The organism is Saprospiraceae bacterium, from assembly GCA_016709995.1.
Lineage (GTDB): Bacteria > Bacteroidota > Bacteroidia > Chitinophagales > Saprospiraceae > JADJLQ01.
In genome coordinates, this window is sequence record JADJLQ010000002.1 from 1,203,863 (window position 1) to 1,226,123 (window position 22,261).

At 39.3% G+C, this 22,261-nt stretch carries 12 protein-coding genes and 2 pseudogenes; 8 read left to right on the forward strand and 6 right to left on the reverse strand.

Annotation, left to right across the window (positions count from 1 at the left end; translation table 11 throughout):
- Nucleotides 1-28: 28 nt before the first annotated feature.
- The 3 genes and pseudogenes from IPJ09_19140 (at nt 29) to IPJ09_19150 (ending at nt 6,406) form a co-directional block, all read left to right on the forward strand.
- Nucleotides 29-3,375: pseudogene (locus IPJ09_19140) on the forward strand (VCBS repeat-containing protein).
- On the forward strand, nt 3,375-4,718 hold the full coding sequence (locus tag IPJ09_19145; GenBank protein MBK7373508.1) for a vanadium-dependent haloperoxidase: 1,344 nt from the start codon (nt 3,375-3,377) through the stop codon (nt 4,716-4,718). Before IPJ09_19140 ends, IPJ09_19145 begins: the two are co-directional and overlap by 1 nt.
- On the forward strand, nt 4,715-6,406 hold the full coding sequence (locus tag IPJ09_19150) for a CRTAC1 family protein (protein ID MBK7373509.1): 1,692 nt from the start codon (nt 4,715-4,717) through the stop codon (nt 6,404-6,406). Before IPJ09_19145 ends, IPJ09_19150 begins: the two co-directional genes overlap by 4 nt.
- A 116-nt stretch (nt 6,407-6,522) precedes the next feature.
- On the opposite strand, the gene IPJ09_19155 is transcribed toward IPJ09_19150, so the two are convergent.
- Nucleotides 6,523-7,071: a Uma2 family endonuclease gene (locus IPJ09_19155; protein ID MBK7373510.1), complete on the reverse strand. Its 549-nt coding sequence runs from the start codon at nt 7,069-7,071 to the stop codon at nt 6,523-6,525.
- A gap of 113 nt (nt 7,072-7,184) precedes the next feature.
- Entirely contained in the window at nt 7,185-8,606 is a 1,422-nt protein-coding gene (locus IPJ09_19160) for an MBL fold metallo-hydrolase (GenBank protein ID MBK7373511.1), read from the reverse strand.
- Nucleotides 8,607-9,275: 669 nt separating this feature from the next.
- Between IPJ09_19160 and IPJ09_19165 the strand changes: the two genes are divergently transcribed.
- Complete coding sequence (locus IPJ09_19165; GenBank protein ID MBK7373512.1) at nt 9,276-11,984, forward strand: hypothetical protein; 2,709 nt, start codon at nt 9,276-9,278, stop codon at nt 11,982-11,984.
- Here IPJ09_19165 and IPJ09_19170 read toward each other — a convergent pair.
- Nucleotides 11,971-12,672 carry a response regulator transcription factor gene (locus tag IPJ09_19170; protein MBK7373513.1) on the reverse strand — a complete coding sequence of 234 codons (702 nt, stop codon included), beginning with the start codon at nt 12,670-12,672 and terminating at the stop codon, nt 11,971-11,973. The genes IPJ09_19165 and IPJ09_19170 overlap by 14 nt on opposite strands.
- A gap of 288 nt (nt 12,673-12,960) precedes the next feature.
- Here IPJ09_19170 and IPJ09_19175 point away from each other — a divergent pair, with 288 nt between their 5' ends.
- Together IPJ09_19175 and IPJ09_19180 are read left to right on the forward strand one after the other, a co-directional pair.
- Nucleotides 12,961-14,058, forward strand: coding sequence for a hypothetical protein (locus IPJ09_19175; GenBank protein ID MBK7373514.1), 1,098 nt, complete (start codon nt 12,961-12,963; stop codon nt 14,056-14,058).
- Between the two features lie 75 nt (nt 14,059-14,133).
- Nucleotides 14,134-16,773 (forward strand): TonB-dependent receptor, encoded by a 2,640-nt coding sequence (locus IPJ09_19180; GenBank protein ID MBK7373515.1) that lies wholly within the window; start codon nt 14,134-14,136, stop codon nt 16,771-16,773.
- 189 nt (nt 16,774-16,962) lie between these two features.
- Here IPJ09_19180 and IPJ09_19185 read toward each other — a convergent pair whose 3' ends face one another.
- Nucleotides 16,963-17,499, reverse strand: coding sequence for a GNAT family N-acetyltransferase (locus IPJ09_19185; GenBank protein MBK7373516.1), 537 nt, complete (start codon nt 17,497-17,499; stop codon nt 16,963-16,965).
- 169 nt (nt 17,500-17,668) lie between these two features.
- On the opposite strand from IPJ09_19185, the pseudogene IPJ09_19190 reads away from it, so the two are divergent.
- Together IPJ09_19190 and IPJ09_19195 are read left to right on the forward strand one after the other, a co-directional pair.
- Nucleotides 17,669-18,964 (forward strand): annotated as a pseudogene (locus IPJ09_19190) (Gfo/Idh/MocA family oxidoreductase).
- Between the two features lie 63 nt (nt 18,965-19,027).
- The gene (locus IPJ09_19195) at nt 19,028-19,924 is read left to right on the forward strand and encodes a sugar phosphate isomerase/epimerase (protein MBK7373517.1); all 897 of its coding nucleotides are present in this window, start codon (nt 19,028-19,030) and stop codon (nt 19,922-19,924) included.
- 19 nt (nt 19,925-19,943) lie between these two features.
- On the opposite strand, the gene IPJ09_19200 is transcribed toward IPJ09_19195, so the two are convergent.
- Together IPJ09_19200 and IPJ09_19205 are read right to left on the reverse strand one after the other, a co-directional pair.
- Nucleotides 19,944-21,902: a hypothetical protein gene (locus IPJ09_19200; protein ID MBK7373518.1), complete on the reverse strand. Its 1,959-nt coding sequence runs from the start codon at nt 21,900-21,902 to the stop codon at nt 19,944-19,946.
- Nucleotides 21,866-21,994: a hypothetical protein gene (locus IPJ09_19205; protein ID MBK7373519.1), complete on the reverse strand. Its 129-nt coding sequence runs from the start codon at nt 21,992-21,994 to the stop codon at nt 21,866-21,868. Before IPJ09_19205 ends, IPJ09_19200 begins: the two co-directional genes overlap by 37 nt.
- Between the last annotated feature and the right edge of the window lie 267 nt (nt 21,995-22,261).

Here is a 22,261-nt window from a genome sequence, read left to right on the forward strand (position 1 = left end):
GGGGGTAGATTTCTTACTTTTACGAAGTATGTATGCAATAAAAGCTGATTTAAGGCTACTGGTGTTCTTTGGAGTCATAGTCCAATTGCTAGGTTGTGCTACAGATCTTGAAGAAAAAAAGGTAAGTAATAGTCAGAGTACCGCTCCATTGTTTACCCTCCTGCCAGCTGCACAAACGAAGATCAACTTTCAAAACACTTTGACAGAAGGGTTGAACACCAATATCCTCATGTATGAATACTTCTATAATGGTGGCGGAGTAGCGGTCGGTGACTTTAATGGTGATGGCTTGGAAGACTTGTATTTCACAGCCAATATGGAGGACAACAAAATGTATCTCAATAAAGGCAATCTACAGTTTGAAGATGTCACCCTTCTGACAGGTGCTCAGGGCCGTCCTGGTCCCTGGAAGACCGGGGTCACAGCAGTTGATATCAATGGAGATCATCTGCTCGATTTGTATATATGTTATTCAGGGGCTTTGCCGGAGGCAAAAAGAACCAACCAACTTTTTATCAATAAAGGAAATAATGTAAGAGGCATCCCGCTGTTTGAAGATGAAGCGGAAAAATATGGGTTGGCCAGCCCGGCACACTCTACTCAGGCTTATTTTTTTGATTATGATCACGATCATGATCTGGATATGTTACTTCTCAATCATAATCCAAAAAATCTACCTATCCTCAATGAAGAAAGCACTGCTGAAATGATGAAGCAGGATGACCCCCTGCGCAGTACACGCCTGTACCGTCAAACCAATGGGCGGTTTGAAGATGTCACGATTCAGTCCGGGATCAATGGATCACCACTCTCTTACGGACTAGGTCTCGGCATCTCCGATCTCAATGCCGATGGCTGGCCTGATTTTTATATTTCCAATGATTATGCCGTACCAGACTATTTATATATCAATAACCAGGACGGAACCTTTACCAATCAAATCTCTAGCCTGGGACATATCAGCGAATTTTCTATGGGCAATGATATCGTCGATTTCAATAATGATGGCTGGCAGGATATTTTTACTTTGGACATGTTGCCCGAAGACAATCACCGGCAAAAATTATTATTAGCACCGGATAATTATGCCAAGTTTGACTTGCATGTGCGTAGTGGTTTTTATTACCAATATATGCGCAATATGCTGCAGCTCAACAATGGTAATGGCAGTTTTTCTGAGATAGGCCAGTTAGCTGGAATCTCCAATACCGATTGGAGTTGGTCCGCTTTGTTAGCAGACTTTGACGAAGACGGTTATAAAGACCTTCATGTGACCAATGGATATAAAAGAGACTATACCAACCTGGACTTTATCAATTATATGGATGACTATGTCAAGACTAAAGGTCGACTGGTCAGAGAAGATGTGATGGACATCATCGGTCATATGCCGGCATCTAATGTGTCCAATTATATATTTGCCAACCAGGGAGATCTTAGTTTTAAAAATCTCACCACTGACTGGGGTCTGAACCGACCTTCCAACAGCAATGGCGCTGTCTATGCCGATCTGGACCAGGACGGTGATCTCGATCTCGTAGTCAATAATATCAATGAGCCTGCTTTTGTGTATCGCAATGAGAGCAATAACCGAAAGGATATACACTATATCAACATTTTGCTTCGGGGCGATGCACCTAATACCTTCGGTATCGGCACCAGGGTGTCCATATATACTGAAGGAAGAGTACAAGTACTGGAGCAATATCCCACCAGGGGCTACGAATCTTCTGTGTCTTCCATTTTACATTTTGGGTTAGGTAGAAATGCCATCATCGATACCATGGTTATACTATGGCCGGGTGGAAAAATGCAGCAACTATTTAATGTACCGGTCAACCAACTTTTCGCTGTAGAAGAAAAAAACGCAAAGCCTTTCAAACCGGTGGCGTTGAGTTCCAGCACTATATTTAAAAGAATACCCAGTCCGCTGGTATTCGACCATCTTCAAATCCAGCATAATGACTTTGACCGCCAGCCTTTATTGATGTCTAAGGCATCCTACTCTGCACCCTGTTTTACTTCTGGTGATCTCAATCACGATGGCCTGGATGATATCGTGTATGCCGGGTCAGAGGGCCAGCCTGCTGCCATTTTTTACAACAAAAAAACCATACTTATATTTCCGATCCCATTTCTTCGTTTGAGGCATCCCGAAATCAGACCGGTACCGATGTCTGTATATTCGATGCCAATGGAGATCAACTACCCGATATCTATATAGCCTCCGGTGGATATCATGGATATGCTGCACAGGACACATTATTGAATGATCGGTTATATATCAATGACGGTAAAGGGAAGTATGAATATCATGCAGACGCACTACCAGCCATGCCTGTAAGTAAAGGTTGTGTGGTAACGATGGATCTCACCGGCGATGGTCATCTTGATCTTTTTGTCGGTGGGCGTTTGATACCGGGAAGATATCCGGAGTGCCCGGCTAGCTATATTTTGATCAATGATGGTCATGGAAAATTTAATGACCAGACGAATCAATTCGCTGCAGAAATCAATAACCTGGGTATGGTCACAGATGCGCTGGCTTGTGATATCAACGGAGATAAAATCCAGGACTTGATCGTAGTCGGTGAGTGGATGCCTGTCACTATTTTTATACAGGAGCAAGGTAAACTTGTCAACAAAACAAACGATTATTTTGATTCAAATTATACAGGCTTGTGGAATACCATTGGTACTGCTGACTTTAATGGAGATCAAAAACCTGATTTCATCATTGGCAATCTGGGTACCAATGCTCAATTAAAGGCTAGCGCCTCGCAACCAATTTCTTTAGTGTATAAAGATTTTGATCAAAATGGATCGGTTGACCCTTTGCTCAATTCTTTTATCCAGGGCAAACAGTATCCCTATGTCACCCGAGATGAGCTGGTAAAACAATTGACTTATTTAAAACCGCGATTTAATTCTTTCGAGAGTTACAGTGATGTCAATATCAATGATTTGTTTAAAAAAGGTGAACTGGCTGATGCGCATACCTTACAAGCATCTTACCTGGAGACTTCTTGCTTTTTGAGTCAACCCAATGGCAAATACAAACTTGGGCAGCTTCCTGTGCAAGCCCAGTTTGCTCCTGTACACACGGTCACGATTTATGATGTCGATCAGGATGGTTCCGATGATGTATTGCTCTGCGGCAATGACAGTCAGATGAAGATCCGGCTCGGTAAGTCTGATGCCAATTATGGTGTTTTGCTCAAAGGTAATGGTGATGGTAATTTTAGGTATATACCTCAGATCCAATCCGGCCTGCAGGTCAAAGGAGATGTGCGATGTGTCATACCTTTGCAGGATGGAGCATTTTTCTTTGGTATCAATCATCTGCCATCTATTGTATATAAAATCAACAATTGATGAAAACTAAGTCTCTTCATATCGGCTCGTGGTTAGTGTTTTGTGTGTTGGCTATATCGTGTTCCAGATCTCATGCTCCCAAATATGCCCCGGAAGAAATTGTGCGCAGATGGGCTGAGATGACTCTTTTTATCACCAAAAACACCCCTGCTAACTCTCCTACGTTTGCTTCTCGGGCGATGGGATATATTGGACTGACCATGTACGAATCTGTAGTACCTGGATTCTCCGATTACCGTTCCGTGGCCGATCAATTGAATGGTACATTGGTCTTGCCTGGCACAACTGATCAGCATTACGATTGGGTGCTGGCACTCAATGCCGGCCAGGCCCAGATTTTGAGATCCATTTATATCCAGACTTCAGATAGCAACAAATTGAGAATCGATTCTTTAGAAAAAGCTGTTTTGAAGATGTATTCTTCAATGCTTGATCGTAAAACTATTCAGCGATCTGTTGATTTTGGCTCCGCAGTTGCAGATTCTATTTTTCATTGGTCCATGAGTGATGGAGGTCATCGAGGTTATTTGCACAATTTCGATAAGACCATGGTTCATCCCGAATTTCCGGGTTCATGGAAACCGCCGTTGTATTCTCAATCGATCAGTCATTTTCCTTTACATCCATATTGGGGTAAAAACAGAACTTTTGTCAAAGCCAATGCTGATCTCAAGACGCCTGATATGATTCCTTATAGTGAGGACAAAAATTCTGCTTACTACCACCAATATCTCGAAGTCTATCAAAAGGAAAAAACACTTACCCAAGCTGAGAAAGAAGCTGCCATCTGGTGGGGAGATGACCCTGATGTAACTTTTACACCTCCTGGGCATTCTTTTTACCTGGCGATGAAAGTGATGGATCAAACTCATCCTGATTTTATACTTGCAACTATGACTTATGCCCGCGTTGGACTGGCTGTGGCAGATGCTTTCATCAATTGCTGGAAATGGAAATATCATTTTTTCTCAGAGCGTCCTAATACTTATATACCGGCGCATATAGACAAGGACTGGGTTTCGTTTTGGCCAGATCCTCCCTTTCCTGCTTTCCCTTCTGGTCATGCTATCAATGCAGGAGCTGCCACTACTATATTACAAGAACTGTATGGTGAGCAGATCACGGTGGTCGATAGCTCCCATGCTGGTCGTCATAGGGATGAAGTGAGGAACGTGGATTTTGTCCCTCAGTCTTTTACATCCTTGTCTCAGCTTGCCCGGGCGGTAGCAGATTCTAGGTTTTATGGAGGCATCCATACGCATCAGGACAATGATATTGGATTGCAGGAAGGTGCTCGAATAGCTCAAAACATAATAGCACTAAAGTGGAAGAAAGCACAATGAGGCGGGTTTATTTATTCTTGATTACAACTCTGATCAATTTCTCTCTGACACAGGCACAAAAACCTTTCACGGATGTGACCCACCAGGCAGGTATCGATCATCAGTTTAAAGTATACGAAGGTATGTTTGGTGGTGGAGCTTGTGTATTGGATGTTAATCATGACGATTGGGAAGATGTCTATCTCACGAGTGGTATGAATAATGATGCATTATATCTCAATCAGCGGGATGGGACCTTTAAAAATATATTCGAACAATCCGGGTTGACTCTGACCAAACATTTTGTCACCCAGGGTGTGGTCAGTGCAGATTTTGACAAAGATGGCTGGGAAGATTTATTCATCACGACCATTACTTCCAGGGACAGTGTCAAACAGATCCCCCGTGCCATCAACCTATTATTTTTGAACAATCACGATGGTACTTTTAGAGACGCTACCTCCGCATTCAGATTGGATAAAATGAATTCATTCTCTACCGGAGCCAGTGTGAGCGATATCAATCAGGATGGCTATCCGGATATGTATATTGGAAATTATTTTCATGAATACCAGGGTGAACTCAGCACCATCAGTGATGCCACCATCGTCAATGCCAATCAGACGGCCAGGGGATACTTGTTGCTCAACCACAAAGGCAAATACTTTTCAAATGTATATGATCAATACGGTATGCATCACAAAGGATTTGGGTTTGGAGGAATATTTACAGATTATGACAATGATGGTGACCAGGACCTTTTTATCAACCAGGATTTTGGATATAAAGCCATACCCGATTATTTATACCAGAATCAATATCCACAAAAAAAATTCGTCGATGTAAGCGATACGACTCATATGGATCTCAAGATCAATTCCATGGGTACCGCCGTAGGCGATTATGACAACGATGGGGATATGGATTATTATGTGACCAATATCCGATTCAATTATTTTATGGTCAATCATATCAACGAAGGACTGCCTTTTATCAACAAATTGACTGATTTTGGGATGAATTTTGTTTCGATCAGTTGGGGAGCAAACTTCGCCGATTTTGATCAGGACGGTGACCTGGATCTTTATGTAGCCAACGGTGACCTCAATCCTAATTGTGTGCCAATGGCTGACTTTTATTTTAAAAATGATATCAATGCAGGAGGAAGATTTGCTGATATTGCAGGACTCGTGGGTCTCAACGATTATGGTATTGGCAGAGGCTCCGTCACCTTTGACTATGATCATGATGGCGATCTGGATATTCTGGTGATCAATCAAAAACCAGTATTGGACTATCCGGTCAATTCAAACACCCACCTTTATCGCAATGACTCCACTCAAGGCAATTGGTTTCAGATAAAATTGCATGGTACCCAATCTGAGACCAGCGGCATCGGCTCCCGGGTAGAGATCGTAGCTGGTCACCAAAGAATGATCCGTGAGGTGGATGGAGGTAGTTCCAGCCATTTATCCCAAAATTCCACGATCGTCCATTTTGGATTGGGTACTGCTGCGATCGTCGATTCTGTGATCGTCATTTGGAACAAACACCATCGACAAGTGTTGGCCAACCAAAAGGCCAATCAAATGATAACCATAGAGGAAGCCGTTATTGACCATGCTTCTTACCCACAGTCTTGGCTTTTATTGATCGGTTTACTGGCTATCGCTTTGATTTATTTTGTGATAAGGAAAATCACTAAATAAATAGTACGATTGGAGGGTGGTAAGAACAATCTTGGATTCAAGATAAGATCCTATTTATTTGAGGTAACTGACTATTAAACGTTTTGTTGTATTGTGTGTGCCCTGCCTTTTTTTTCTTAATTCCAAAGCTTACTCCAATCCACCCTGATGCGGTAATTCTGGGTTAATTCAATTTCAGAATTTGTTCCATCACCAGGGAGTGCTAAGGTATATTTTCCATTCTTATTTAAGACATAGACTTCAACTTCATGCGAGTCTATATCTACGATTACATAATATTGTATTCCAAAGTTTTGGTAAATGTAAAACTTATTATTTCTGTCTTTTAAAGCAGTGGCGGGGGAGAGGACTTCAATCACTAAATTTGGAGGAAAATCAAGATAGGGTTTACTGATTTCATTGCAAACAATTAATAAATCGGGCTGAACAATGGTGTCTTCTTCTACCTTGACATCAATAAAATCATACACAGTGCAATCCAAACATGCAGCTACATCCAGTGCATTTAAAAAAGTCTGGTGCAATTTGGCCACGATTCGCTGATGTTTTGGCGCAGGCGTAGGGCTCATGGCATAAGGAATGCCTTCTAATAACTCCCATCGTCCCTCCCACTTGCGATATTCATCATAGGTATAGTGGGGTAGCACTTTTATAGAATTTGACATGGTTCCAAAGATAGGGTAATTTGAATGTTTTAGGGTTTCCTGGTTTATCGAAGCAAAAAAGCCGGCATAACTAATTTTGTTCTAGCCGGCTTTTGTTATAAACCCCAAAATTACTACAACATTGATTTCTGCTCTTCATACCTGGACTTAGGCAGCGAAGTTTCGCTCAAGGCAGTCATACCACCTTTAATATTGACGATTTGTTCGTACCCTCTCACTTTGAGGATAGAAGCAGTGATTGCAGATCGATATCCTCCGGCACAATACATATAGTAAGTTTTCTTTCGGTCAAGCATACTCATATTGTGATTGATGAAATCCAGTGGAAAGTTTTCTGCACCCAGGATATGCTGTGCATTATATTCGGATTCTTTTCTCACATCAAGCAGGTGGAGTGTTTTATCCTGTTGATACAATCGCGCGAATTCTTCTGAGCTCAGCTCCCGAAGTTGATCTACCGGATATCCTTCCTTTATCCAGGATTGTAGACCACCCTTGAGGTATCCAATTGAATTGTCATACCCTACTCTGGCTAGTCGGGTGACCGTCTCTTCTTCTCTCCCTTCGTCAGTGACCAGGAGAATAGGTTTTTTCATATCAGTAATCAAAGTACCCACCCATGGGGCGAATTGACTATCAAGTCCGATGAATAATGATCCAGGTAGAAAAGAGGCAGCAAAATCTTCTTTACTACGGGTATCAATGACCAGCGCTTCTGTGGTCTCCCAGACTAATTGAAATTCTTTTGCGGTGAGCGGGGTAGTACCTTTCTTGATGATTTCATCTATGCTTTTGATGCCACCTTGTAAGTTCATCAATACATTCGAAGGGAAATATTGCGGTGGTTCTATCAATCCTTCTGTAACTTCCTGAATAAATTCATCTTTGGTCATATCAGCTCTCAGAGCATAATTAAACTTTTTCTGATGGCCAAGGGTGTCGATCGTTTCGTCTGACATTTTTTTGCCACAGGCACTGCCGGCCCCATGCCCCGGATATACGATGACATGATCAGCCAAAGGCATGATTTTATCACGTAGCGAATCATATAAATGTCCTGCCAATATCTGAGGTGTGACATCTGCATTTAATTTCTGTACCAAATCGGGTCGACCTACATCTCCAATAAATAAGGTATCGCCGGAAAAGATTGCATAGTCCTTTTCCTGTTCATCTCTTAATAAATAGGTCGAAGATTCCATCGTATGGCCTGGAGTATGCAATACTTTGATCGTAACTTTGCCCAATTTGAGGATCTCTCCATCAGTAGCTACATGCACAGGATAGGACGGCGCAGCGGTAGGGCCGAATACGATGGCCGCTCCGGTCTTTGCAGACAGATCCTGATGACCGCTCACAAAATCTGCATGAAAATGTGTCTCCAGTATGTATTTAATTTTTGCGCCGTCCTGTTGCGCTCTTTCTATATAAGGCTGGGTCTCTCTGAGTGGATCTATGATGGCTACTTCGCCCTCACTTTCAATATAATAAGCTGCCTCTGCCAGGCATCCTGTATAAATTTGATCAATTTTCATTTTATTAAATTTTTGAATAGTTAAACCATTATAATATCATCCTGACTGACTCATCAATCAGCTGCAATTGGATATATATCCTGCACCTTAATAGTATATTCTATCAAAACTCAGGGGCAGCGGCTTCGACATCTGTTTTTATTCATTTAAACATTTTAAGACACAGCAAAACTATTGGTCGATTGGATTTATTTGGGCAATTTTGATCACTGGGCGTCATGATTTTAGTCAGTATCTTAATTATTCACCTGCATTTTTTTTCATTTATTATTGGTCAAGTCTGATCTGGTGTTGAAACTAAACAACAAGCTTTTTTCATTTGTAAAATTGAACCAAAATTATTCCTGTCTTGAAAACAACTGAAGCAGAAAGTGACCCATATTCTTTTTGAAAATATTTGACACTAGTCGGATTATCAGAATGATATATATTTAATTATTTTGCATTTTTTAACTGGCAAGAATATGCTAAAATTTTGGATTCGGATTATCAGCAGATTTCCTATATCAAAAGAGTAATTTTAATTGGAACAGACTCTTTGGCCCAGAATTAGTAATATCAAGTTTTATGACTTTGAAGTCAATGACCTTAGAGCCTGTGGTTTAAAAAAATTTACCAAATAAACCAGGAGTCTGAAGAGCACATATTAGCACTAACTTCGCTAGAATTATGTATAACCTTTTTTTTACAAAACATCTCCCTCTGGCTGTAAAAAATGCATTTTTTTATTTGTTTTTAATCGTGTTTTCGTCATTCTTTATTGGTTATACCATTTATAGATTGAGCGCCAAAATGATTGTTTCTTCTTCTAAAGACAAGATTAAAAATGAAGTAGAAAGCATCAGCCTGAAAATGACGGCTCAGTTTGAGCATGTAGCCCGGGATATTCGTTTTTTGTCTATTAATCCGCTGGTGGAAGATTATATTCATACGACTGCTGACCAGAAAGATTTTCATTATGCAAGATTAGGCGAAGAGTTTAAAGCATTGTTGTATTCAAAACCTGCTTACTTTCAGGTCCGGCTGATTGGTGTAGCTGATGGAGGTAGGGAATTGGTGAGAGCAGATCGAACTAACGACGGCGTCGTCCTGGCGCCACGACAAAAATTACAGCAAAAGGGGGATAGAAATTATTTTGAAGAAGCATCCAGATTAACTCAGGGCTCTATCTATTTTTCTGAAATAGATTTAAACCGGGAATTTGGCTCTCTGCAGATACCCTATATTCCCACACTTCGTGTCGCGTGTCCTATCTACTCTGATCGGGCTTTGTATGGAATCGTCATCATTAATATGAATTTGCAAAACTTGTTTAATGATTTAAAAAAAACAGTGTCTGCCGAAGAAGTAATGTATGTCTTCAACAACGCAGGTTACTTTTTAATCCATCCGGATGAAAAAGAATGTTTTGGTTTTGAATTTGGCAGACCCCCGAATGCCTATTATTGGTTTCCGGATCTGACCAGGGTGGATCCTGCTTTTAAGCGAAAAGTAGCCCCTGATAGCCTCTTGATATCAGAAAAATATGTTACTGAGTTTTTTACCTTACTCCACCCAAGAACAGACTACAAGCTTTTTGTAGCTATCAGTACTCCGGAGCGGTATATTTTGTACCCTTTCGTATCATGGCGAAAAAAGACATTCTGGCTGACCCTGTTTATTACACTTGGTTTTCTTGCGATTGCCTTCTTATGGATGCGGAGGCAATCTAAAGAACTAAAAAAGATCACCCGGTCAATGGTTCAATTCTCAAAAGACCACAAAGAGAGTCGGCTCGTCGTTAACAATACAGATGAAATAGGTGAACTGGCTACTGCTTTTTCGTCCATGGCTTCAACAATCAGCAAAAATGTCCAGGAATTGGAGTCTTCCCGCGAGATCGCAGTGAAAGCCAATCTTTCTAAAGAGGAGTTCCTCGAAAATATGAGTCATGAAATCCGAAATCCTCTGCAAAGTATCCTGGGTATGACCAATATTCTCGAGCAAAACCTACCCAGGCCGGATCAACAGTCAGCCATCAGGACTATTCAATTTAGCTCCAAACAATTACTATCACTAGTCAACGATATCCTGGACTTTTCAAAAATAAAAATCGGACAGATTACCTTACATCCCGAAGAAATAAATCTGTCCAGACTAATTAAAGATATTATCTCCAGTCATCTTTTCCTGTCTAAGTCCAAACATCTGATATTGGATTATGATCTGGAAGCCGGCTTGGAAGATATCTTTGTTTTCCTGGACCCCTTAAGGCTGAGTCAAATTCTGAATAATTTAATAATCAATGCTATTAAATTTTCTCCCCCGGGCGGACGGATCGTATTAGAGTTACATTCCATTCGCCAGGAGGATGATGTCATACTTGATTTTGAAGTCATAGATCAAGGTGACGGAATTCCTTTGGAAGAATTAGATAAAATCCAAAAAAGACATTATACGCAGGGCGCTACGGACTTAAATTCAAATTTGTCGGGTGCCGGGCTTGGATTGCCCATTATCATTCAATTGCTTCATTTATTTGACTCAGAATTGAAGGTGGAATCAACTCAAGGAATAGGTTCCAAATTTTCATTCAGACTGGTATCCAAATATATTCAAACTACGCAGCAGCAAGATGTTACTCACGCTCCTTTGAACACACTTCCACCAGCCATCAACTCCATCTTATGTATAGATGACGATCCGCAGATCATTTATTTTTACAAGCAGGTATTTAATAAGCAAGGCACGCAACTCATATGCGTTCAGAATAAAGCAGAATTGGAAGTTTTGCAGGGTTCAGCATCATTTGATTTGATCATTGCCGATTACATGCTACAAGGCATGCCTGTAAACCAATTCTTGCCAATATTAATGACACTAAGATCCAAGCAGGCTTTGTTAATTTTATTAAGTGGTATGAATATGCAATTGGTTAATGATCAACTTGGAGATATGGCCATAGATGCATTTATCCAAAAGCCTGTATCATCGCCCATATTGTTTAATCGAATTATGGAAGCCTGGATGTTTAAACATCACAATCCCCCATTCATGGATGAATTTTATATTGACTACGATCATCAAAAGGATTTAATTCAAAATGCCCTTTATATCTTAATCGAGGAATGGGAGGAGATGAGAGTCCAATTAAACCAAGCCCTTCAAATCAAAGATCAACAAACCTTTGAGCAGGTTTTTCACAAAATCATTACTACGATCAGGCGATTTAAATTATTTACTATTAATGATCTGTTGAATGAAATGAATGAATTAATGCAAATCGACAGTCCGATTGATGTCAATAGTATTTCAAGATTGAACCATTTGATGCAGCAAGTAGAATCTTATTTTGTGCACCAGTTGGAGGAATTAAAAGACGGTATCATAAAGTATTGATCGTAGATTCCAGGTCGTCCCGGTATTTTTGACCAATTGGAATTTTTTTATTCCTAATAGAAATTTCGTCCAGGATTATATAATCTATTTTGTCGAGATTTACAATAAATGATCTATGCACCCTTTTGAAATTGTTGGGTAATTTAGATTCCAGGTCTTTAAGGGAATACAATGCCATGGTCTGGGTGTCAGGTAAGATAAAAGCCACATAATTATCTTCCGATTTAATGTAGAGTACTTCTGAAAGTTTAATTCTGACATTTTTATTACCGTCTCGTGCATAAAAGGTATCCTGAGCTGACGCCTGCAAAGAGCTACTCAGGCTTCCTGACACAACCCGCTGCATGGCTTTCAAAAACCGATCGTAAGAAAGTGGTTTTGTCAGATAATCAATGACCTCTTCATAGTCATAACTCGAAGCTGCAAAATCAGGGTTGGAAGTGATCATGATGACGGGTATATGGCTTTTCTTAAGCTCGAGAAAAGTCTGACCATTCATATCCGGTAGATTATAGTCCAAGAACACCAAGTCGATGTCACCACTTGTAAGGAGCATAAGACCATCCCTTGCATTCGATGAAAGGATACAATATTCCACCAGACTGGATTTTGTACAAAAATGTTTGATTAGATCACCAATCAGTGGATCGTCATCTACTATCAGGCATTTATATCTGTTCGATGTCATATAATCTCAGTTTCGATTGATAAAACTAACAATCCATTTTAATACGCCGTTCAATTCTTAATCCCATAAATCACGAGATTCACACTTGCTGAAGCCCATTTCACAAATTTCCGGGCTGAGTCGGGGTCGCATTTCCTAACTTTACCTCGTTCTAATGAAGTAAATTTATTTTGTAGGATGACCATATTTTCAATTTTGATTAATACAGAACCATGAAAATCTGCCCGTCTTCAAAAATCATCTTACTTCTTTTTAAAATTTATATATAAAACATTGATAATTAGCAACATGAAAAAGATAATTTTAAACCTACTTGCTTTCATCTTTTTATTCAATTTGGGTTTGTTTTCTTCAGTACAGGCTCAGGGATGTATAGCTGTCCGCCATATGGCTTGTGCTACCGGCGAAATGTTTGCTGGTCCTATCGGCAGTACCAATACGGTTACAGAAAAGGGGCAGGTTATTTTTACCACCGGTTATCGTTTCCTGCATTCTTATAAACATTTTGTAGGCACTGAGGAACAACCACAAAGAGTCGCTTTGGGTACCAACGTAATCAATGATTCACATTCTTTTGATTTTGGCCTGAGTTATGCATTGACCGATCGTTGGAGCCTGGCCATCAACCTGCCTTATAATAATAATTCCAGATCATCCCTATATGAACACTATGGGAACTCCCTCGAATCTAATCCTAACCAATTGAGATTTAAGACCCATTCAAGTGGTATTGGAGACTTGAGACTGACGGCTACCAGATGGATGATAGACCCATCGAAAGCGGTTAAAGGAAATCTAGCCATCGGACTGGGCATCAAAGCACCTACCGGCAACGGAGCAACTACGGATGATTTTCACAAATTGGACAAAGAGAAAAAGGATTATTTGGTCAATAAGTATGTTGACCAATCCATCCAACTTGGAGATGGAAGCTGGGGCTTTAATGTTGAGTTACAGGGCTATCAATCCATATTTAAAAACGCAAGTCTGTATTATAATGGCTTTTACCTCTTCAGCCCTGCCAATACCAACGCTAAAACCACTTTGTCTGTTTCTGATCAATATGCCGGTCGCTTGGGTATTAATTATTCGCTGATACCTCACCATGGTTTGGCTGTCAGTTTAGGCGGCCGTTTGGAGGGCTTGCCCGCTATAGATATTATAGGAAAAAGTGAAGGTTTCCGCAGACCAGGATACATCTTGTCCATCGAGCCGGGCATTGCCTGGATGACAGGTCATCATACGTTCGCTTTTAATTTACCCGTCGCACTGGTCAGAAATCGAACCAAATCTTTTACTGACCGACAGGATCCTTTGGGATTAAAACACGGAGATGCTGCATTTGCAGACTATTTCTTAAGTGTGACTTATGCATATAGGTTTTGATTAGGATTTGATTTTGTATCCTAAAGTTGTGTAGCACTTTAAAAGGATTATTCATAATTAGAATTGAATCAAAATATGAATGGTAAAATCACTATTCTACTGGCGGTGCTATGTGTGAGTAATATTGTTTTCTCACAAAATACCATCTCCGGAACAATCATAGATGCTGATGACCATCAACCTTTAGTCGGAGCTGTAATTCAACTTCAAGTAAGCGGCGCAATAACAGTTACAGATGAACAGGGAAATTTTCAAATCATTTCTGAACGGAAGAATGACCAGGCTATCATTAAATACCTGGGGTATGGTGAAATGCAGGTTGAAATAACTCCCAATACCAGCCAAATTGGTAAAATTGAAATGATCCGGGCTAATTCGACACTCGATGAAGTCATCGTAAGTGCATCCCCAAATAACTTTAAGACAAGCTTTAAGGGTAGTAATTTTAAAATTGGTCCAATGGCCTTAAAAAACATCAACCCATTGAGTGCTGAAGAAGCGTTGAAAACCGTACCAGGTGTCAACATCGTTGGTGATATGGGCCTGTCCAACCGTCCAAATATCAGCATCAGGGGCTCCTGGGGCAGACGCTCCAAAAAGGTCTTGCTCATGGAGGATGGGACACCTTCTGCACCAGCTCCTTATATCGCACCCGGTGCCTATTACAACCCTGTAAGCGACCGTATTAAAGCCATCGAAGTATATAAAGGAGCTGATATATTAAGATTCGGTCCTAATAACAGTTATGGAGCTATCAATTACATTACTGCCTTGCCACCACAGAAGCCTGAACTGAGGGTGAAATTGATTGGCGGTCAGCGAAATTATCAAACTGGTCTGTTGTCCTATGGTGGGACATGGGACAATCTCGGAGCATTAGTAGAAGGAGTGTACAAAAAGTTTGATGGATTTACAAACAACTCATCGGTCGGAGTATTGAATCTGAATGCCAAAGTATTTGCGAAACTCTCTGAAAGCCAATCCTTATATTTTAAAGTAAGCGGTCAATTTGAGGACAACCAGGCTTCATTGAGTTCCCAAACACCATTCAGCTTTGATACAGATCCTACCCAAAACCCGCTGGATGCTGACCAATTTACAATGAGAAGGTACGGGGTAGATATTATCCACAAGTGGTTGCCTAAAAGTAAATTAAGTTTTACCTCAAAAATATATGCTTCTGATTTTGAACGGGATTGGTGGCGGCAAATTACTACTAAGATCAAAGCCTCAGCGGTGAGAAGTTATGTAGGTGATGAAATCTTCAAAGACCGGTACAGTTATTTGAATGGAAAAACCTTTGGTGCTGAAGATTATATCATTGCAGGCAGGATAAATAATGGGAGGGAAAGTACTTCGGATAGTCGGTGGACTTATACCGTGTCTGGCGTAAAGGAAACAATTAATTATCAATGGAAAGCATTTGGACAAGATCAGTCTTTGGAAGCCGGTGTCAATCTGCATGGCGAAACTTTTAAAGATCGTTTTGTAGTAGCAGACAGTAGCCGTTGGGCAAGAAATGGACGAACTGCTACAGATTTGTGGTACCGCATGTGGTCTGTCAATGGATTTGTAAGAAACGAATTCAATGTTGGATCATGGGGCATTACCCCCATCCTTCGTATGGAGCTTGTGGATATGTACCGACAGAATTTAATTACCCTTGCGCAGAATCCGCTCATCAGCAGTACAGAGGAAGGCAAAGAACCCAACGTATACTCCCAATTCCTTCCAGGCCTCACCCTGGAATATCATCTCAAAAAAAGTGAATTATTTGGCAGCATATACCAAGGCATGATTGCCCCATCCAAAGTTTTTGGTTTTTTGGTAGAGCAGAATGGAGTGGTGGACATTCCGCTTGCAGGCCAAAATATTAATATTGACCCGGAATTGAGTTGGAACAAGGAAATTGGATGGAGAGGTAGTATATTGAACAATAGCATTGACGGACAACTTACCTATTTTAATATTTTTACCCGCAATTTTTATGCAGCCGGTGAAAATGAAGTTTTTCAGGAATTGGGGAAAATCAATGTACAAGGTTTAGAATTGGCACTGGATGTAACGCTGTTCAATTCTAATCTGCATCAGGTCAGGCTCTTTGGCAATGTGAATTTTATGCAGTCTACCGTATTGGCAGGTAAAGTATTTGATAAAGACCTGTTTTCGCAAGTCATCTTTGGGACAAAAGCACAAAATGAATACATTGATAAAGTAAATGCCAACAGGGATGCCATTGAGTTATATGTATCAGACGGAGCCGGCGGAACCACCCTTTTGACGGACCAAACCATTGACCAGGCAGATTTTCAAAATATCACTAAAAGCATCATCACTTTTGGATCAGGTGGGATTCCCAATGCAGAATCGCCTTATACGCCAAGATGGAACACTTCGGTGGGGTTAAATTATGACTGGAAAAGTTTGACTTTTGGTGTGTCCGGTAATTTTGTAAGTGAACAATTCACAGAATTCAACAATTTCAAGAACGAATCTGCCGATGGAGCTATTGGAAAATTGCCCGCATATCATTCAATAGATGCTTTTGCAAACTATGATTTCAGCTTTGGAAAAAAGGTAAACTTTACGGCTTTTGTCAATGGAAAAAATATCACGAACGAGGTCTACAGAGCTTCCCGATTGAACCGAGCAACTTCAGGAATATTTGGAGGCGGCTTCAGACAGATTATTTTTGGAGTAAACATGAAGATATGAAGAATGTTTCTCGTGTTGCATTAACATTGATGCTCCTAATTTGCAGTTATTTGTATTAGTATTGCTAGAATATAGTTATGCCACCTTTAATCTAAATTGGGAGGATGGATTGGGCAAGACACTTAAAGACGCCACGTTCAAGGATTATTTTGAGAATGTGACTTATGCCTAAGTATTAGGGTCTTTGTTTTATTTATCTGAGTAGTTAAAATTATCAATATTTAATCTAAACGTATACAATTGCTCCCCAGCTACCTCAATCATATTCCATTTTACAAAGCCGAGTTTTTGTAAAAGTCCAATGGATGCTGTGTTATGAATCAATGTAATCGCAAAAACATCATGGAATGCCCCGCAGAGAAAGAGCTGAGAAAGTAGGGCTACGCATCCTTCATAGGCATATCCTTGCCTGGTAAAGGACGGTAAAAAAGCAAATCCAAAATCTGGATATTCCAGGTGATCCCTTTGCATAAAAGTGAGGATACCGATGGGTATCTGATCTGCTTTGTAACTGACCACCCAATAATGTTTTTGTTGATGACTTAAGATGGAGTAGATGTAGTCAGCAGCAGCCTCGACCGAATGTATTCCTTTATCTCCAATGTATCGTATCCAATTCGGTGTATTGACCAATGTATGGATAAATGCCGCATCGGATACCTCAAGTTTTCTGATATGGAGCCTGAGCGTTTCCAGGGTATTAAGCTGTATTTGCGATATATTCAAAGGTTCAAAAGCAATAAATGGTATTAGTTAAAAGGCATCAAATATACTCTCTGCTAACTGAATCATTCTTTTCCTTCTCTCGTATAAATAATCATTTGCTGCATATTTTGCTTAGCTTTATCTCAAAGGTGGTTATTTTTGCTTACCTATATTTTTTAAAGAAAAATTTATGAAAAAAGAAGAAATCAATTCCTCCCGTAGGAAATTTATTAAAATCTCCGGTTCTACTTTAGCTGCAGGTACAGTAGGTTTTAATGTGATCGCCAATCCTTATCCGAGCCATCATTTTAACGCAGATACCCTCAAGGTAGGGATCATCGGATGCGGAGGAAGAGGCAGTGGGGCTGCTCTGCAAGCGATGAAAGCAGACAAAAATGTTTATTTAACGGCGATGGCAGATGTGTTTGAAGACAGGCTGGATACCTCCTATCAATCACTGATGGAGGAGGTCCCGGATAAAATCAAAGTGCCGGCCGGCCAAAAGTTTTTGGGATTCGATGCGTATAAAAAGCTGCTGCAGACGGATGTAGATGTCATCATCCTGGCCACTCCGCCCTGTTTCAGACCGGCCCATCTCGAAGCGGTAGTCAATGCAGGTAAACATGTATTCTTCGAAAAACCGGTCGCAGTAGATGCTCCGGGGATCCGCAAGGTGATAGAGATTGTTTGGTTTTATGTCAGGATTCTGCTGGCGCTATGATATGCCCAAACGAGAGACTTTTAAGCGAGTCATCAATGGGGATATCGGTGAAGTACTGTCTATGTATAATACCTATAATACAGGGGCAAGCTGGTGGCGCGAGACAAAACCCAGCTGGGGCAAATTCAAAAAGAACTCCGCAATTGGGTGTATTATACCTGGATGTCAGGCGATCATATTACAGAACAAGCGGTCCACAGTCTGGATTTGATGTCCTGGTCCAAAGGAGATGTTTTGCCTGTCAAAGCTTCAGGCATGGGTGGCAGGCAAAGTCGCATCGAACCAGAATACGGTAACATCTTCGATCATTTTTCGATCACGTATGACTATCCGGATGGTAGTCGGGGATTTCATCACAGCAGACAACAGAAAGAGACTGCAGGTGCCTACTCTATTGAAATGTTGGGTACCAAAGGTCGCTGTGATATAGGCGTCTGGAATCATCATGAGATCAAAGGTGCTAAAAACTGGAGCTGGGAAAAAGAGCACACCGACAAAGACAAACCAAATATGTACCAAACCGAACATGATGAACTATTCGCCTCTATCAGAAAGGGCGACCCTATCAATGATGGAATCAGAAGTGCCCACAGTACTATGCTCGCCATCTGGGGTCGCATGGTAGCTTACACCGGCAAAGATCTTACCTGGGACGAAGCCCTCAACTCCAATGAAGTGCTTACACCACCCATCGATGATTATTCCTGGGATCTGGATTGGGAGATAAAGGAAGTGGCCAGACCTGGATTGACTAAGTTTGTATAATTCTTGTTTGAATTCGTCAACACCAGGTTCACATCCTCGATTCAATCCATTTAAAGGGATATTATGAATGATCTAAAGCGAAGAACTTTTTTAAAATATAGTGCGATGGCTCCGGTAGCATTTTCTGTACCTGTATGGGAAACAAAAAAAACGGGAGCTCCGCTGATTAAAAAAGCTTTAAAGTACGGCATGATCAAAGAAAACTTGTCTATTCTGGATAAATTCAAATTGGTCAAAGATCTTGGCTTTGATGGCATCGAACTGGATAGCCCCAATGAACTACCCGAAAATGAAATCCTCAATGCCCGGGACAAAACCGGCATCGAACTGCCGGGAGTAGTCAATTCTGTCCACTGGCAATCACCCTTGTCTGATCCGGATCCTGCAGTCAGAGCCAGGTGTGTAGAGTCTATGAAAATCTCCTTGAATGATTGTAAAAAGTACGGAGGTACGACCGTCTTGCTGGTGCCGGCAGTGGTCAATGATAAAGTGTCGTATGCGGAAGCCTATGAAAGATCTCAATTCGAGATAAAAAAACTATTACCGATAGCAGAAAAGACAGGCATTAAAATAGCTTTTGAAAATGTTTGGAATAATTTTCTGCTCAGCCCGCTGGAAGCTGCCCGGTATGTAGACGAATTCAATCATCCCATGGTGGGCTGGCATTTTGACATCGGCAATATCGTACGGTATGGTTGGCCGGAACATTGGATCCAGACCTTGGGCAAAAGAATCCTCAAAACGGATATCAAAGACTATAGTCGAAAGATGGCCAATGACCTCGGTGTTTGGAAAGGTTTTGACGCTGAGCTCGGAGATGGCGATGCCAATTGGTCTGCAGTAAATAAAGCACTCTTTGATATTGGTTACAAAGGTTGGGGAGCTGCCGAAGTAAGTGGTGGAGATCGGGTGAGATTGAAGGAGATATCGGAGCGGATGGATAAGTGTTACGCAATCTGAAGGAGAGATTAAATACTATTTAATATATTACTAATGTTGGATCTAATTCTTTCATAATTTTGTAAATTAAAAATGCATTATCGCCAAGTTTAAATGATTTTATTGAATTTAAATAATATTGATTTATGTGAGGAATAAGAATGCCTTGGAGTTGGGTCATCGAATCATCATTGAATTCTATATTTGTGAGGCGATTCAGGAATAGGTCCTTGTTTGGGAAAATATCAATGAGCCACGGATCAAAAACAAAATCATCATTTTCCTTCCGAAGTGGATTATATAATGATCTAACTAAAGATTTTATATAATAAGTAAAAGCCATATCATCATGCAATAAGAAATTTTTATATCTCCTACAAGCAGGAGGGAACAATATTCTATTATTATTTACAAATTTATAAATTTGCATGTAGAACATATTATATAAATCATGATTATTTTTTACTTCTTTTCTTAAATATTCGTCAAATATTTTATACATTATTCTGATTAATTCTTTCGGGCGAATAGTTACATCAAATTCATGTCTATCTCTAAGTAGATCATAAAGTAATTCATATGCAATAAATGTTCTATTTAATTCACTTATTGATCCTTTTTCCAAAATTCTAATTATAAAATCATCAACGTGTTTATCGTCGTTATTAAAATATAGGTTTTTGTTTTTATGCCAATCATGTAAAATTAATTTATTCCAAAGCCTTGTTAACTCGTCTTGAGTATTAGAGGCTCTTAATAAAGCCGATATCATTTTTTCAAAAAAAGTTGAATTTTCAAACTGGCCGATATTTGAAATTATCAGTATTAACTCTCTTTGTTTACCATCTTTAATCCACATTTCAAATTTTTCCACCAAAACATCTTCTTCTGCATTAAATGCATTATTAAATTCAGAAAAGGATATTAGATTAAATAATTGGTATGAGAAATATAAATAAAAATTGTGTGGCAAAGAAAACCTTCGTGAGTTTTTATTTTTAGAATTAGAAATAATAAAATTAAGTGCAGATTGAATATTAATTATATCCTTAGGTTTTAATGCCGATGTAAACGATTTTAATATGTCTTCATTTATTTTCCAGCTATCAAGATTGCCTGATATTATTATTTGATTGAGAATACTATTATAGATTTCTGGATTTTTGTTTCTGATTAATTCAAGCACTACAAGGTCTGATACTTCAACTTCTTCATTTAAAATATCAAATGAAATGATTAACGAATTATAAAACCTTTTTAAATCTCTTATATTTTCAATTAATTCTTCAAAGAGGTATGGAAATACTGATATGAACGAACCATCTTCTTCACCTTCATTTAAAATGGCTTCTCCTCCAGGAAAAGCTGATATTATTTTTTCACATTGTTTCTCATCAATTTTATTTGCCAAAAGCATTTTTTTAAATTCGGTTTTAAGAATATCTTTTCTAAATGCTGGCAAAGCTATGTTTAACTGAAATATCTTTTTTAAGTAATCAGTTTCATTATCTATTTGGTTAGATTTTTTAAGAATATTAACTATATAATTATAATCAATTGCCACAATAAAGAATAAATTGTTAAAATTTGCCGTATTTCGGATTAATTTTAAAGTTTCAATTATTTCCATTCCATTCAACCTATCCATATCATCTATAAAAACAATAATCTTTTTTGAGGATAACGAAATACTACTATTTATACTATCAATTTTATTTTTGATGTCATCTGTTCTAAATAAATTCCCTATTAGAGCATCTAAAAACTTAAAGTAAGTTTCTCTGGCCGGCCTTAAAACCCTATTTGAATAATCATTTATTTCATTTATAAGGGAACGATTATATGGAGCTAACGCGCTTGATAGAGCCTTGAAAAACTCTTCGGAAATAGCATTGGATTTGTTGAAAATCCATGGATTGAAATCTATTGTTATATTTCTGGTGTCAATTAATAGATTTTCTTTTAATCTTTTAAGAAATCGGATTTGCCTGATCCCCAATTACCAGTTATTGAAATTGCAAATGAAACACTTGTATTAGTGCCATTAATATACTTAACCAACTCCTTTGCATATTTGGAACGACTATACAAATCATTTATTTCCGTACCAGGATTGTCGTCTAAAAGATTATATTTGGTATCAGAAATAATTTGATTTTATATTTTTCTATAAGATGTTAAAATGATTGTGTACTTATAAAAACGGAAGATCAATAAATAGATTGAGTGAATGGCGTAATAGTAAAATTGTAAAATATATAGTTATAATCATTGAAAAAAAATATGTAATAAATTATTAAAGATACAATTGCTATTATAAATGAGTTAGGTGACGGTATCTTTCTTTTAGCTAATTGA

Bases quoted from the DNA above. Each gene is read 5' to 3' on its own strand.
- IPJ09_19175 (MBK7373514.1), top strand. From the start codon at position 12,961: ATGAAAAAGATAATTTTAAACCTACTTGCTTTCATCTTTTTATTCAAT.
- IPJ09_19145 (MBK7373508.1), top strand. From the start codon at position 3,375: ATGAAAACTAAGTCTCTTCATATCGGCTCGTGGTTAGTGTTTTGTGTG.
- IPJ09_19180 (MBK7373515.1), top strand. From the start codon at position 14,134: ATGAATGGTAAAATCACTATTCTACTGGCGGTGCTATGTGTGAGTAAT.
- IPJ09_19195 (MBK7373517.1), top strand. From the start codon at position 19,028: ATGAATGATCTAAAGCGAAGAACTTTTTTAAAATATAGTGCGATGGCT.
- IPJ09_19160 (MBK7373511.1), bottom strand. From the start codon at position 8,606: ATGAAAATTGATCAAATTTATACAGGATGCCTGGCAGAGGCAGCTTAT.
- IPJ09_19155 (MBK7373510.1), bottom strand. From the start codon at position 7,071: ATGTCAAATTCTATAAAAGTGCTACCCCACTATACCTATGATGAATAT.
- IPJ09_19170 (MBK7373513.1), bottom strand. From the start codon at position 12,672: ATGACATCGAACAGATATAAATGCCTGATAGTAGATGACGATCCACTG.
- IPJ09_19150 (MBK7373509.1), top strand. From the start codon at position 4,715: ATGAGGCGGGTTTATTTATTCTTGATTACAACTCTGATCAATTTCTCT.
- IPJ09_19165 (MBK7373512.1), top strand. From the start codon at position 9,276: ATGTATAACCTTTTTTTTACAAAACATCTCCCTCTGGCTGTAAAAAAT.